This is a genomic window from Kytococcus schroeteri (assembly GCF_042433515.1).
In the GTDB taxonomy this organism is placed as follows: Bacteria; Actinomycetota; Actinomycetes; order Actinomycetales; family Dermatophilaceae; genus Kytococcus; species Kytococcus schroeteri.
Genome location: NZ_JBHLVH010000004.1, coordinates 160,808 through 173,301, shown reverse-complemented (window position 1 = coordinate 173,301; position 12,494 = coordinate 160,808). Strand labels below are relative to the sequence as shown.

The 12,494-nt window shown below is 71.2% G+C and carries 12 protein-coding genes and 2 pseudogenes; 10 read left to right on the top strand and 4 right to left on the bottom strand.

The features are described 5' to 3' along the window. Positions 1-4: 4 nt before the first annotated feature. Positions 5-1,486: an aldehyde dehydrogenase family protein gene (locus ACFFHC_RS02565; RefSeq protein WP_379802772.1), complete on the top strand. Its 1,482-nt coding sequence runs from the start codon at positions 5-7 to the stop codon at positions 1,484-1,486. Between the two features lie 81 nt (positions 1,487-1,567). Here the strand turns inward: ACFFHC_RS02565 and ACFFHC_RS02560 are convergent. Next, a pseudogene (locus ACFFHC_RS02560) lies at positions 1,568-1,693 on the bottom strand (VOC family protein); the annotation flags it as partial. A gap of 897 nt (positions 1,694-2,590) precedes the next feature. On the opposite strand from ACFFHC_RS02560, the gene ACFFHC_RS02555 reads away from it, so the two are divergent. Beyond that, positions 2,591-3,298, top strand: coding sequence for a hypothetical protein (locus ACFFHC_RS02555; RefSeq protein WP_379802769.1), 708 nt, complete (start codon positions 2,591-2,593; stop codon positions 3,296-3,298). Between the two features lie 48 nt (positions 3,299-3,346). On the opposite strand, the gene ACFFHC_RS02550 is transcribed toward ACFFHC_RS02555, so the two are convergent. The 3 genes and pseudogenes from ACFFHC_RS02550 to ACFFHC_RS02540 all read right to left on the bottom strand — a co-directional run bounded on the left by ACFFHC_RS02550 (position 3,347) and on the right by ACFFHC_RS02540 (position 5,848). Continuing rightward, on the bottom strand, positions 3,347-3,925 hold the full coding sequence (locus ACFFHC_RS02550; protein ID WP_379802766.1) for a TMEM165/GDT1 family protein: 579 nt from the start codon (positions 3,923-3,925) through the stop codon (positions 3,347-3,349). Positions 3,926-4,216: 291 nt separating this feature from the next. Then, positions 4,217-4,993: a peroxide stress protein YaaA gene (gene yaaA, locus ACFFHC_RS02545; RefSeq protein WP_379802763.1), complete on the bottom strand. Its 777-nt coding sequence runs from the start codon at positions 4,991-4,993 to the stop codon at positions 4,217-4,219. Between the two features lie 72 nt (positions 4,994-5,065). Beyond that, a pseudogene (locus ACFFHC_RS02540) lies at positions 5,066-5,848 on the bottom strand (3-hydroxybutyrate dehydrogenase). 343 nt (positions 5,849-6,191) lie between these two features. Here ACFFHC_RS02540 and ACFFHC_RS02535 point away from each other — a divergent pair. The 8 genes from ACFFHC_RS02535 (at position 6,192) to ACFFHC_RS02500 (ending at position 12,391) form a co-directional block, all read left to right on the top strand. Next, positions 6,192-7,472 (top strand): TadA family conjugal transfer-associated ATPase, encoded by a 1,281-nt coding sequence (locus tag ACFFHC_RS02535; protein WP_379802760.1) that lies wholly within the window; start codon positions 6,192-6,194, stop codon positions 7,470-7,472. Then, complete coding sequence (locus ACFFHC_RS02530; RefSeq protein WP_379802758.1) at positions 7,469-8,332, top strand: type II secretion system F family protein; 864 nt, start codon at positions 7,469-7,471, stop codon at positions 8,330-8,332. The genes ACFFHC_RS02535 and ACFFHC_RS02530 overlap by 4 nt, the downstream gene beginning before the upstream one ends. Then, positions 8,329-9,258 (top strand): type II secretion system F family protein, encoded by a 930-nt coding sequence (locus tag ACFFHC_RS02525; protein WP_070703934.1) that lies wholly within the window; start codon positions 8,329-8,331, stop codon positions 9,256-9,258. The genes ACFFHC_RS02530 and ACFFHC_RS02525 overlap by 4 nt, the downstream gene beginning before the upstream one ends. 150 nt (positions 9,259-9,408) lie before the next feature. Next, positions 9,409-9,609 (top strand): hypothetical protein, encoded by a 201-nt coding sequence (locus ACFFHC_RS02520; RefSeq protein WP_070703936.1) that lies wholly within the window; start codon positions 9,409-9,411, stop codon positions 9,607-9,609. Then, the gene (locus ACFFHC_RS02515; protein ID WP_070703938.1) at positions 9,606-9,992 is read left to right on the top strand and encodes a TadE family protein; all 387 of its coding nucleotides are present in this window, start codon (positions 9,606-9,608) and stop codon (positions 9,990-9,992) included. The genes ACFFHC_RS02520 and ACFFHC_RS02515 overlap by 4 nt, the downstream gene beginning before the upstream one ends. After that, positions 9,989-10,462: a hypothetical protein gene (locus ACFFHC_RS02510; protein WP_070703940.1), complete on the top strand. Its 474-nt coding sequence runs from the start codon at positions 9,989-9,991 to the stop codon at positions 10,460-10,462. Before ACFFHC_RS02515 ends, ACFFHC_RS02510 begins: the two co-directional genes overlap by 4 nt. An 89-nt stretch (positions 10,463-10,551) precedes the next feature. Beyond that, a complete protein-coding gene (locus ACFFHC_RS02505; RefSeq protein WP_379802753.1) occupies positions 10,552-10,971 on the top strand; it encodes a hypothetical protein in 420 nt (139 codons plus the stop codon). A gap of 169 nt (positions 10,972-11,140) precedes the next feature. Further along, on the top strand, positions 11,141-12,391 hold the full coding sequence (locus ACFFHC_RS02500; RefSeq protein WP_379802751.1) for a serine hydrolase domain-containing protein: 1,251 nt from the start codon (positions 11,141-11,143) through the stop codon (positions 12,389-12,391). Positions 12,392-12,494: the final 103 nt, after the last annotated feature.

Genomic DNA, 12,494 nt, shown 5'->3' with positions numbered 1-12,494 from the left:
TCCCATGGCCGAGCTGCAGGACCTCTCCACCCTCGAGGTCACCCCGTACAAGATGTTCATCGGCGGCGAGTGGGTCGATGCCGTGGACGGCGCCACGGTGGACGTCATCACCCCCATCGACCGCACTGTCACCATCGCCACCACGCCGCGTGCCCAGCAGGCCGATGCCGACCGCGCGGTCGAGGCGGCCCGTGCGGCCTTCCCCGCGTGGGCGGCCCTGCCCTCCGCCGAGCGCCAGAAGGCCCTGCTGAAGTGCGCCGACGCGCTCGAGGCCGCCAGTGAGGATCTGGCCCAGCTGACCGCCCTGGACACCGGTAACGCCATCCGCACCCAGGCCCGCCCGGAGGCCGCCACGCTGGTGGCGCTCTTCCGCTACTTCGCCGGTGTGGCCGGGGAGGTCAAGGGCGTCACGCTGCCCGGCGGCGACGGCTCCCTCCAGTACACCCAGCGCGTGCCGCTGGGTGTGGTGGCCGGCATCCTGCCGTGGAACTCGCCGCTGCTCATCGCCGCGTTCAAGACCCCGGCCGCTCTGGCGGCGGGCAACACCATCGTGCTCAAGGCGGCCGAGGACGCCCCGCTGACCATCCTCAAGATGGCCGAGGTGTGCGCCGAGTTCCTGCCCGCGGGTGTGCTCAACGTGGTCACCGGCTACGGCGCGGAGATCGGCGAGGCCCTGGTCACCCACCCGGGCGTCGACAAGGTCTCGTTCACCGGCTCCTCGCTGGTGGGCAAGATGGTGGGCGGCAAGGCGGCCAACCGCATGGCGCACCTCTCGCTGGAGCTGGGCGGCAAGTCGCCGTGCATCGTGTTCCCGGACTCCTGCACCGACGAGGTCGTGGACCAGGTGATGCTGGCCACCCGCTTCGCGCGCCAGAGCCAGTCCTGCACCACGGGTTCGCGGGTGTTCCTGCACGAGGACATCGCCGGGGAGTTCCTCGCCAAGATGGTGGAGCGCACCCGCGCGATGACGGTGGGCGACCCGCGCGACGAGGCGTCCGACATCGGCTGCATCATCAACGCCAAGCAGTACGACCGCGTGCAGGGCTTCATCGACGAGGCCCTGGCCGAGGACGGCGTCAAGGTGGAGTACGACGGCCGGGAGGACCTGCAGGTCGGCGAGCCGGGCTTCTTCCACGCGCCCATCATCATCAGCCAGGTGGACCCGTCCTGGCGCGTGGCCCGCGAGGAGGTCTTCGGCCCGCTGCTCAGCGTCATCACGTGGAAGGACGTGGACGAGGTGGTGGCCATGGCCAACGACTCGCACTACGGTCTGGCCGCGTACGTGTTCAGCAAGAACCTCGACGACGCGCTCACCACCGCGCACCGCATCGACTCCGGCTGGGTGCAGGTCAACCAGGGCGGCGGGCAGATCCCCGGCCAGTCCTACGGCGGCATGAAGGAGTCCGGTGTGGGCCGTGAGGCCTCCCTGGAGGGCATGCTCGAGGGCTTCACCCAGATCAAGCAGGTCAACGTGAAGCTGGGCTGAGCCCTGTGGATGCATGGTGAGGCCTCGCGGAGTCGCACTCCGTGGGGCCTCACCATGCACCGGGCGTGGGCGGAGCGGTCGTCAGCCCTGGAACCCGATGAGCCAGCGCACCCCGTACCGGTCGGTGACCTGACCGTCGTGGTCGCCCCAGGGGCGTTGCTGCAGTGGGTCGATTTCGCTCCCGTCGGCGGCCAGGGCGTCGAACCATCCCCGCTTCACGTCGGATCTTGGTCGTGGTCCAACGTGACCTGACGATCATCGCCTGTTCATGGGGCGCCGTCAGGACGATGCTGCCAAGACCAAGATGAGAGAACGTGATTCGTGAGGACTCTTTTAGCGCCGGTCGCAAAGAAGTCTCCGGTGCGGGCCACCCCTAGGGTGACCCATCACAATCCTCGTCGTTATCAGATCGTCACGCGTCAGGGCTTGCTCGTGGCTAGACTCGTGAGGGAGGGGTCCCCCTCTGCACACAACGGAATGAGAAGGATGATCACTCATGAGAACAAAGTTGTTTGCTGCGCTGGCTGTAGTAGCGGCATGGGCGGCGGCCCCTGTCGGCGCCCATGCCGCATGTGCGCCAATGGTCGAGCCACGTCACGCGGAGGCACCGCCCTCGGTCACGGCTCCGGCTGAACGGCCTGTCCCTCTGATGACAAGTCCGGGTCGTCAAATGAATCGCGACGAACCGGCACCTGCGGACCTGCGGGAACAGGAAGTGCCGACTACCTACGAATCTTGGGCCGGTCGGTCGGAGGGTGACGACGTATGGGTGCAGTGTGGGAGTTACAAGAAGTTCACTGGTGGGAATTTCCCTCACAACCTCGGAGTCAGGGCCGGCACCGGGAACATCTCATCACCAAAAGGTTACCATGCGCACCATAATCTGCCTCAGAAGTTTCAGGGTTACTTTTCTTCTCGGGGGTTGAATATTCACAATCCCAAATACGGCTGATGGGTGTGGTCAAGCAAGCATTTGGCGGATGCGCGTAGGTTCAATGCGCACTGGGAGTGGTTCCGTACCACGTATCCACACGCCTCGATGTATCAGATCGAGCAATATGGACGGTTTCTGGCTCGCGAGTTTGGGTACAGGATCTACTTCTGATGCAACAGCGCACTGAACCTCACTTCTTCCTCGTGGACCTGGACCCCGGTAGCGGGTTGAAGATCACTGTGGAGGGGTTGACGCCAGTCAGTCGGTCGTCGGCCGCGCTGGATATGACGACGGTTAGTGCCGGGCCGGTGCCCGAGGTGGCGGGTCACGAGATGTGGACGGTGGTTCACGACGATCTCCGTCAGGTGGTCGAAGCGACCGGTGCCACCGGCGTCAGGTTTCATGCCGCGCCCGAGCCGAGCCCTGCATTGCAGGAGATTCACCCAGGTTACTGGTATCACCTCGAGGTGACGGGGACCTCGCCGGGGGTGAGCCGTGGCTTCCATGACGACCACGTGTCCTTCGAGCGCATGCCGGGCGGGATGTTGAGCCTGGTTCACCCCTGCATGGACCCCTCCCCGCAGGGGTGGGACGGGTCGGACGTCTACATGCCGGCCGGTACGCGGCTCATCGTGGTCACCGAGCCCGTGGCGCGAGCGATCCAGGATGCCGGGTGCTCGGTCGAGCTGGTCGAGGTCGGCCGAGCCCGCACCCCGGGTGGGATGGACGTCGTCATGGAGCTGTCGGATCGTCTCGGCGAGGAGGAGGCCAGCCGGATCCTTGAGCAGATGACGCCCGAGGACCTCTGGGAGCAGCGGACCGGGCGAGACCGTGAGACGTGGGAGGGACCCGGCTACTGCCCTGACGTCGTCCGTTGACGGGACCGGCGCCCTCTCGGGGGGCCGCTTCGGTCTGCGCTGCGACGGTCAGAACAGGCCGGCGCCCTCGGCGATGAGGACCAGCCCGAACAGCGCGAAGAGCGCCGCGGCGCCATAGGTGATGACCTTCTCGGGGAGCTTCCTGCCCAGCACCGCGCCCACGACGATGGCCAGCGCGTCGGCGGCCACCATGCCCAGCGTGCTGCCGATCCACGTGCCCAGCCAGCCCTCGCGGGTGGCCAGGGTGATGGTGGCCAGCATCGTCTTGTCGCCCAGCTCGGCCAGGAAGAACGCCGTTCCCACGGCCAGGATGGCGGCGCCGGTGGCGTGGCGGGCCTTGTCGGCCTCCTCGTCGGTGAGTTCGTCGCCGCGCAGGGTCCACAGGGCGAAGCCGAGGAACGCCACACCGGCGGCGACGGCGATCCAGTGCTGGTAGTTGGCGAACGCGTCGCCGATGAAGTAGCCGATGCCCACGCTGGCCAGGTGGACGATCGCGGTGGCCACGGTGATGCCGATGAGCACGTCGCGGGCCTTGTAGCGGGCGGCGAAGGTCATGGCCATGAGCTGGCTCTTGTCGCCCAGCTCGGCGATGAAGATCACCGCGGTGCTCAGGAGGAAGGCTTCCATCAGGGGGTCTCTTTCCGCCCGGTCAAAGGCGGTGGACGCTGTCCCGTGGACGCCTTCGACCGGGCACACGTCTCAGGCCCCGTCGGGCGGGGGAGGGGTGCGTCGTTCCGGTCGAAAGTCTCGTCCGCCACCGGTGGTGGCCTCCTGCGCCGGGCCGATGGTGCTGGCCAGTCTGTCGACGCAGGTGTTGGGGACTACTCCCTTTCAGGGGTGAAGGGTACCAACCGTCGGGCCCCCTGCGTGACGGAGCCGGTCGGGCTCACCGTCTGCTGCTGCCGGTACGGCCTGCCCTCAGGCCTCGCGGCGGAAGACCGGTTCGTCGCGGGTGGAGACCTCCGGCGCGTAGGCGTAGCCGGCCGCGTCGAAGCGGGTGAGCGCCTTCACGCTGCGGGCCCGCTGCTGCACCATCCACGCCGCCATGGCGCCGCGGGCGCGCTTGGCGTGGAAGGAGATGACCTTCCACTCGCCGGCCGGGGAGCGGTCCTCGAAGCGCGGGGTGACCACGCGGGCGTCGAGGCGGCGGAGGTCCACCGCCTGGGAGTACTCGCCGGAGGCCAGATTGACCACCACGTCCGGGCCGGGGGAGTCGGCCAGGTCGGCGGCCACCTGCTCGGTGATGGCGTCGCCCCACCAGGCCACGAGGCTGGACCCCCGGTCGGTCCGCAGCCGCGTACCCATCTCCAGGCGGTAGGGCTGCATGAGGTCCAGCGGCCGCAGCACGCCGTACAGCCCGGAGAGGATGCGCACGGTCTTCTGCGCCTCGGTGAGGTCGCGGGTGTCCAGGCGGGCGGCGTCGAACCCCTGGTAGACGTCGCCGGCGAAGGTGAACACCGCCGGTCGGGCGTTCTTGTGCGTGAACGGCGTGTGGAAGTCCGCGTAGCGCTTGGCGTTGAGCTGCCCCAGCTCGGCGGAGATCCCCATCAGCTCGGAGAGGTCCTCCGGCGACTTGGCCCGCATCACCTCCACCAGCTGCTCGGCGTGCTCCAGCAGCCGGGGCTGGGTGTGCACCCGGGTGGGCAGGCGGGAGTCGAGGTCGAGGGACTTGGCGGGGGAGAGCAGGGCCAGCACGCCCCGGACCGTATCCCAGCCCGCCCAGGTGGGCCGCGGGGTCTCGGCTCGGGCGTCAGCCGGCGGCCCAGGTCACTGGGCCGTCCAGCCGCCGTCGATGACGAGGTTCGCCCCCGTCATCGAGGACGAGTGCGGACCGCAGAGGAACAGGGCGGCATCGGCGATGGCCTCCACGGACGCGAACTCCTTGAGGGCCTAATTCTTCAGCAGCACCTTCTCCGCCACCTCGTCCTCGCTCATGTGGTGGCTGGCGGCCTGGTCGGCGATCTGGGCCTGGATCAGCGGGGTCCACATGTAGCCGGGGTTGATGCAGTTGCTCGTGACGCCCTTGCCGGCGCCCTCCAGGGCGGTCACCTTGCTCAGGCCCTCCAGGCCGTGCTTGGCGGCCACGTAGGCGGCCTTGTACTCGCTCACCCGCAGGCCGTGGGCGCTGGAGATGTTGACGACGCGGCCCCAGCCGGCGTCGTACATGTGGGGCAGGGCGGCGCGGGTCAGCAGGAACGGTGCGGTGAGCATGAGCTGCTGGATGAGCTGCCACTTCGCCACGTCGAACTCGTGCAGGGGCTGCACGTGCTGGATCCCGGCGTTGTTCACCAGGATGTCGATGTCCAGGGACAGCGCCGCCAGGGCGTCGGCATCTGAGAGGTCGAGTTCCCAGGCCTCGGCGCTGCCGCCGGCGTCCTGCACCTTGCCCACCACGCGCTCCAGGCCCTCGCCGTCGATGTCGGCGAGCACCACGTGCGTGCCGGCTCCGGCCAGGGCGCGCCCGATGCCGGAGCCGAGCCCGCCGGCGCCGCCGGTGGCCAGGGCGCGCTTGCAGGCGAGGTGGGTGGGGGAGGTGTTCGAGGTGTCCATGCGGTGACTCCAGGAAGGCCCACCGACGACGTCGCCGGCTGCTCCGGCACGCCCGGGAAGGTCACGAGATGGCGTCGGCTTGGCAAGGATTTGGTCAACGCCGGCGGGCCCGTTGGCGTGGTGGAGGGCCGGGTTCCAGTCCGTCCTCCCGGGAAATCGCGTTCCCGGGAGGCTGCCAGCACGCCCCCGCTGCCCGTGGGTGAACGGGCCATAACGATCCGCCCAGCAAACGTTCAGGGTGGCTCTCGGGGCCTGTGGACAACGGCGGACGCGGGGGTGCGGTCCTTCCGTAGCGTGCCCCACGTTCCCCTCACATCACCACCGGAGCCGAACCGGAGCCGCCATGCCGCACACCCTGCAGGACGTCGCGCCCACCCCCGCCGGGCCCGTCGCCGAGGACCGTCCCACGTTGCGTTCCCTGGAGGACCGCGTGCGCGACGTCGTGCGTCGACGGGAACTCGACCCGGACACCGACGTGCAGGAGGTGCGCGACCTCGTTGACGAGGTGGTCGAGGCCCACCAGCAGGCTGCCGGTGCGGGGCGTGGGCGCCTCATCGTCGACGAGCCCGCGGTCCGCCGACACCTCGTCGATGCCGTGAGCGGCCTGGGCGAGCTGCAGCAGTACCTCGACGACCCCGAGGTGGAGGAGATCTGGATCAACTCGCCCCAGCACGTGTTCGTCGCGCGGGGTGGACGCTCGGAGCTCACCCCGGTGCTGCTCACCGACCAGCAGGTGCAGGACCTCGTCGAGCGCATGCTCAAGTCGAGCGGCCGCCGCATCGACCTCAGCTCGCCGTTCGTGGACGCCTCCCTGCCCGGAGGTGAGCGCCTGCACGTGGCCATCCCGGACATCACGCGCCGCCACTGGTCGGTCAACATCCGCAAGTTCGTCTCCCGCGCCCACCACCTCGAGGACCTCGTGGCCCTGGGCAGCCTCACCGCACCGGCGGCCTCCTTCCTGCGGGCGGCGGTCGCCAGCGGACTCAACGTGCTCGTCTCCGGCGGCACGCAGGCCGGCAAGACCACGATGCTGAACTGTCTCGCCGCGGCCATCCCTCCCCACGAGCGGGTGGTCACCGCCGAGGAGGTCTTCGAGCTCCACGTGCCCCTGCGGGACACCGTGGCGATGCAGTGCCGCCAGCCGAGCCTGGAGGGCACCGGGGAGATCACGCTGCGGCGCCTGGTCAAGGAGGCGCTACGCATGCGGCCCTCGCGCATCATCGTCGGCGAGGTGCGGCAGGAGGAGGCGCTCGACCTGCTCATCGGCCTGAACTCGGGCCTGCCGGGCATGGCCACGGTCCACGCCAACGGCGCCCGAGAGGCCGTGCTCAAGATGTGCACGCTGCCGCTGCTCGCTGGTCCCAACGTGGCCAGCTCGTTCGTGGTGCCCACCGTGGCCAACGCGGTCGACCTCGTCGTCCACTGCGCGCTGGAGCGTGACGGGCGCCGCCGGGTGCAGCAGATCTGCGCCCTCCCGGGTCGCGCGGAGGGGGACGTCATCGAGATCGCCGACATCTTCACCCGGGTGGAGGGCGAGCTGGTCCGCGGTGACGGCTTCCCGCCCCACACTGAGCGCTTCGCCCGAGCGGGCTTCGACGTGCGCGAGATCCTGGGGGCGTCGTGACCGGATGGCTGGTGGGGGCGCTCGCGGGTCTCGGGCTCGCGCTCGTGTGGGACTCGTTCTGGCCGGCGCGCCCCCGGCAGGCGGTCACGCGCACGACCTGGCGGGACCGGGTGGCCGACGACCTCGCGGTCGCCCGCTGGACGGGCGTCACCCCGAACGGCCTGGTGCTGGCCACGCTCGCGGCGGGGTTCGTCGTGTTCGTCCTGGTGGCCGGCCTCACCGGCGTCCTGCCAGTGGCCCTCGCGTTCGGCATCATCGCGGTCGCCACGCCGTGGATGGTGCTCTCCGGGGCGGCGGGTCGCCGCCGCACGCGCCTGCGGGACGCCTGGCCCGACTGCGTGGACCACGTCGCCAGCGGTGTCCGGGCCGGCATGGCGCTCCCGGAGGCCCTCGCGCAGCTCGCGGTCCGTGGTCCCGAGGAGCTGCGTCCCGCCTTCGCGGCCTTCGCCCACGACTACCGGGCCACGGGTCGCTTCCACGTGAGCCTGGACGCCCTCAAGGAACGCCTGGCCGACCCTGTGGGCGACCGTCTGGTGGAGGCCCTGCGCATCGCCCGCGAGGTGGGTGGCAGCGACCTGGGCGTTGTGCTGCGGACCCTCAGTGCCTTCCTGCGCGAGGAGGCCCACACCCGGTCTGAGATGGAGGCCCGCCAGAGCTGGACGGTCAACGCGGCCCGGCTGGGCCTGGCCGCCCCGTGGGTGGTGCTGGCGCTGCTCGCCACGAGGGGCAGCTCACTGGCGGCCTACGAGTCGGTCACGGGCGTCGTCGTCCTCGTGACCGGGGCCGGGGTCTCCCTGGGGGCCTACGCCCTGATGATGCGGCTCGGGCGCATCCCGCAGGCCGAGCGGGTGCTGCGATGAGCTGGTCGTGGCCGGGCGCCGCCGTGGGCATGCTCGTGGGACTCGGGCTCCTGCTGGTGCTGTACGGAGTCCCACGGTGGCGCACCCCCTCCCTCGCGATGCGGGTGGACCCCTACGTCCGGGACGAACCCGCGCCGGTGCGCCTGTTCAACCTGGCCCCGCACGAACAGCTCACCGTGCACCATGTGGTCGACCCGGTCACCCGGCGGCTGGGGGCGCGGCTGGGGGAGTGGCTCGGCGGCGAGGAGGTGCTGGTGCGGCGCCTGGAGCGGGCGGGGCTCGTCCCGGACGTCCCGGGGTACCGCGCCCAGCAGGCCGTCCTGGCCTGCGTGTTCGCCGCGGCGGGCGCGGCGCTCGGTGTCCTCCTGTGGAGCACGGGCCGGGCGGCGCCCCTGCTGGCGCCGGCGCTGGGGCTCTCCGGGGCCGTGGCCGGCGTGCTGCTCCGCGACCACCTGCTCTCCCGGCGACTGGCCCGGCGCGAGCGACGTGTGGTGGAGGAGTTCCCGGCCATCGCCGAGCTCCTGGCGCTGGCGGTGGCGGCCGGTGAGTCCGCCTCGGCCGCCCTGGAGCGGGTGGCGCGCCTGAGCCGCGGTGAGCTCTCGCGGGAGCTCACCCAGGCGCTCGCGGAGGCACGGGCGGGGGCGAGCCTGCCCGTCGCGCTCGAGGGCATCGCCGACCGCACCGGCGTCCCCAGCGTGGCGCGTTTCGTGGACGGCGTCATCATCGCCGTGGAGCGCGGCACACCCCTGGCCGAGGTGCTCCGTGCCCAGGCCACCGACGCCCGGGAGGCCGCACGCCAGGCGATCATCGCCGAGGGCGGCCGGCGCGAGATCCTCATGATGATCCCGGTCGTCTTCCTCGTGCTCCCCGTCACCGTGGTCTTCGCCATGTTCCCGGGCCTGGCCGCACTGCAGGTGAACCTCTGATGCGCCGCCCGCCTGCCCCGCACCGGGGCCCCACGAGCTCGGTCACCGTCCCGGTGGCCGTGGGGAGCCACGGCTCCCTTCCCGTTCCCTGCGGGGGACCCCTCGACGGGAACCGTTCCCGTTCGCAGCACACACCCAAGGAGACCAGGCATGACCACCTTCCAGAGCATCTACGCCCGTCTCGTGACGGCGTACACGCGGATGACCCAGGACACCGAGCGCGGCGACGTGCCCGGCTGGGTGCTCATCACCATGATGACGGCGGGCCTCGTGACGGCGCTGTGGGCCGTGGCCGGCCCCACGCTGAACGGTCTGTTCACCAGTGCGGTGAACGGGGTCCAGGGCCCGTGAGCCGGTGGAGGGCCGGTGAGCGTGGCTCCGCGACCACGGAGTTCGTACTCACCAGCGGGCTGGCCCTCCTGACGGTCATGGCCGTGCTGCAGCTGGCCTTCGCCCTGCACGTCAAGAACTCGCTCACCGCCTTCGCCGTCGAGGGGGCCCGCCACGGTGCCCGCGCGGGGGCCGCGCCCGGTGACGGGGTGGCCCGCACGCACTACCTGGCGGACCAAGCCCTCGTCGGCCGGGCGGTGAGCGAGGTCTCCGAGCACCACGAGGTCGTCGGCGGGAGGCAGGTGGTGGTCGTGGACGTCCGCGCCGACCTCCCGCTCGTCGGCCCGTGGGGCATCGGCCAGGACCTCGAGGTCCGGGGCCGTGCCCTCCGGGAGGGGACGTGAGCCGCCATCCGTGGGCGCGCGTCGTCCTCCGTCGCACCCGGGGAGGCACGGACCCCGAGGTCGGCAGCGCGATGGTGGAGTACCTCGGCGTGGTGGCCTTCGTCCTCCTGCCGGTGCTCTACCTCATCGTGCTCCTGGCAGAGATCCAGTCCGCGGCCTTCGCCTCCACCGCGGCCGCGCGGGAGACCGCGCGCGTCGCCGTGGCCGGCATCGCCACCAACGCGCCCGACGCCGAGGCCAGTGCCCTGGCCGCAGGCGACCTGACTGCGGAGGACTTCGGTCGTACGGGGGAGTTCACCGTCGCCTGCAGCGGCTGCGGCGACCCGGAGGCGGACGCCGCCGTCACCGCCACTGCCGAGGTGGTGGTGGAGCTCCCCGCGGTGGCCAGCTTCGGCATCGACGCCCCGTCGGTGATGACCTTCACCGCCACCCACACCGAACCCGTCGACCGCTACCGGGAGCAGCAGTGAAGCACCCTCTCCGCTCGCTCCTGCGACCGTGCTCCGTCGGGCGTCCCACGCCCGCCGGCCCCCGGCACGACCGCTCCGAGCACGGCGGCATGCTCGTGATGCTCATGGGCTTCGTCGCCGTCATCGTCTCGATGGTGATGGTGGGCATCGACAGCACCAACGTGTACCTGGCCCGCATCGAGACGCTCAACGTTGGCGACGCCGCGGCCCGCGGTGCGGCCGACGCGCTCTCCGAGGAGGGCTACTACGCCGACGTCGACGCGCCGCTGGACCCCCAGCAGGTGCAGCGCGAGGCCCGCGACGCCATGGAGCGTCAGGTCCCCTCGCGCCGCATCGAGGCGTGGACCCTCGATGCGGCGACGCCCAGCGGCGATGGCCGCCAGGCCACCGTCCGGGTCACCAGCCAGGTGCACTTCCCGGTCACCGACGTCGTCCGGGCCTGGGTGCCGCACGGCACCACGGTGACCGTGGAGTCCACCGCCCGCGGCAGCACCGGCAGCGAGCGCTGACCGTCCGGCATCCCCGCCCCTCCTGGTCGCCGCGTTCACATCCCGCGTGCGCACCGAGACGCGCCACACCCCGCTACCGTGGGAGGCCCGCCGGGGACCACGGACGCCACGGGGGTGGGGGAGCAGCAGACGATTCCCGCGGCGTCCGGACACAGACTGGGAGGACACCATGACCACCATCAGCCGCCGGGAGCTCGCCGGTCTCACCGCCGGGGCCGTCGCCGCCGGCGTCGCCGCTCCTGCACCCACCCTCGCCGCACCGCTCGACACCCCCGCGGGCGATGCCGTGCGTGCCCGCCTGCGCGCCCTCATCGGCCACACCGCCGTGGGTGCGGTGGTCTCCGTGCGAGGGCGCCACGGGGCGCTCGACGCCGCGGCCGGTCGCCAGTCGGTCTCGGGGGCCGCGGCCACCATCACCTGCCGCGGCCGCGTCTCCAGCATCACCAAGATGCTCGTCACCACCGCGGTCATGCTGCAGATCCAGAAGCGCACGTGGACCCTGCAGACCACCATCGACGACGTGCTCCCGGGCCTCTGGCCGGGCCGCGGCCGGGTCACCCTGCGCCAGCTGCTCAGCCACACCTCGGGCATGCCGGACGTGCTGGACGTCATCACCCCGGGCAACAACATGTACGAGCAATCCCCGGCGGCGCTGGAGGAGGCCTGCTCGCGCCAGTACACCGATGCCCAGCTCGTGCGCATCGCCCGCGGCATGACCTGGCGCTTCACGCCGGGCGAGGGCTACTCCTACTCCAACACCGGCTTCGTGGTCGTCGGCATGATGCTGGAGAAGGTCACCGGAAAGCGGCTGGAGAACCTGCTCCGCACGCAGGTCTTCCGCCGCACCGGCATGGGGCAGACCAGCCTGGAGCGTGGGTTCTCCGTGCCCAGCCCGCAGCTGTCGGACTACATCGTGGAGCCCGAGGGGCGCTACCGGCTGGAGCGCGTCAACCTGAGCACCTTCTCCGGCGCCGGCGCAGTCATGGCCACCTCGGCCGACGTCACCGACTTCATGTACAACCTCTTCCGCGGCAACATCATCAGCCAGTACCTGGTCGACAAGATGTGCACCCCCTACGGCGCCGCCAAGGAGTACTCCTACGGCCTGGGCCTGCGCGTCGTGCCCGATGACGTGGCGGGCACCGGCAACCTCTACGGCCACACCGGGGCCGGTTGGGGCTCGGTGGCCCACGCTCTGTCCACCCGGGACGGGCGGCGCCGGATGGCCTACGTCGCCACCGGGCGTCCCTACTGGTGGGGCGGCAAGGGCACGATGGACCTCAACCGTGAGGCCCTCCGCAAGGCGGCGCTGCGGGCGACCTCCCACACCGCTGCCCGGGCCACGGCCGGCGGCCTGGACCCCGTCGTGGTCCGTGGCGCGGCGCGCTACGACGCCGAGGTGGCGCCCTTCTTCGGCTGAGGCCCCACGCGGCCGGGTGCCCCCGTGGTCCCCTCGGCAGGGGCGGCGGGGGCGCCCGATCTCATCCCGTGGGCGGGTGGTGCGCGCACCGGCGCACTGATGA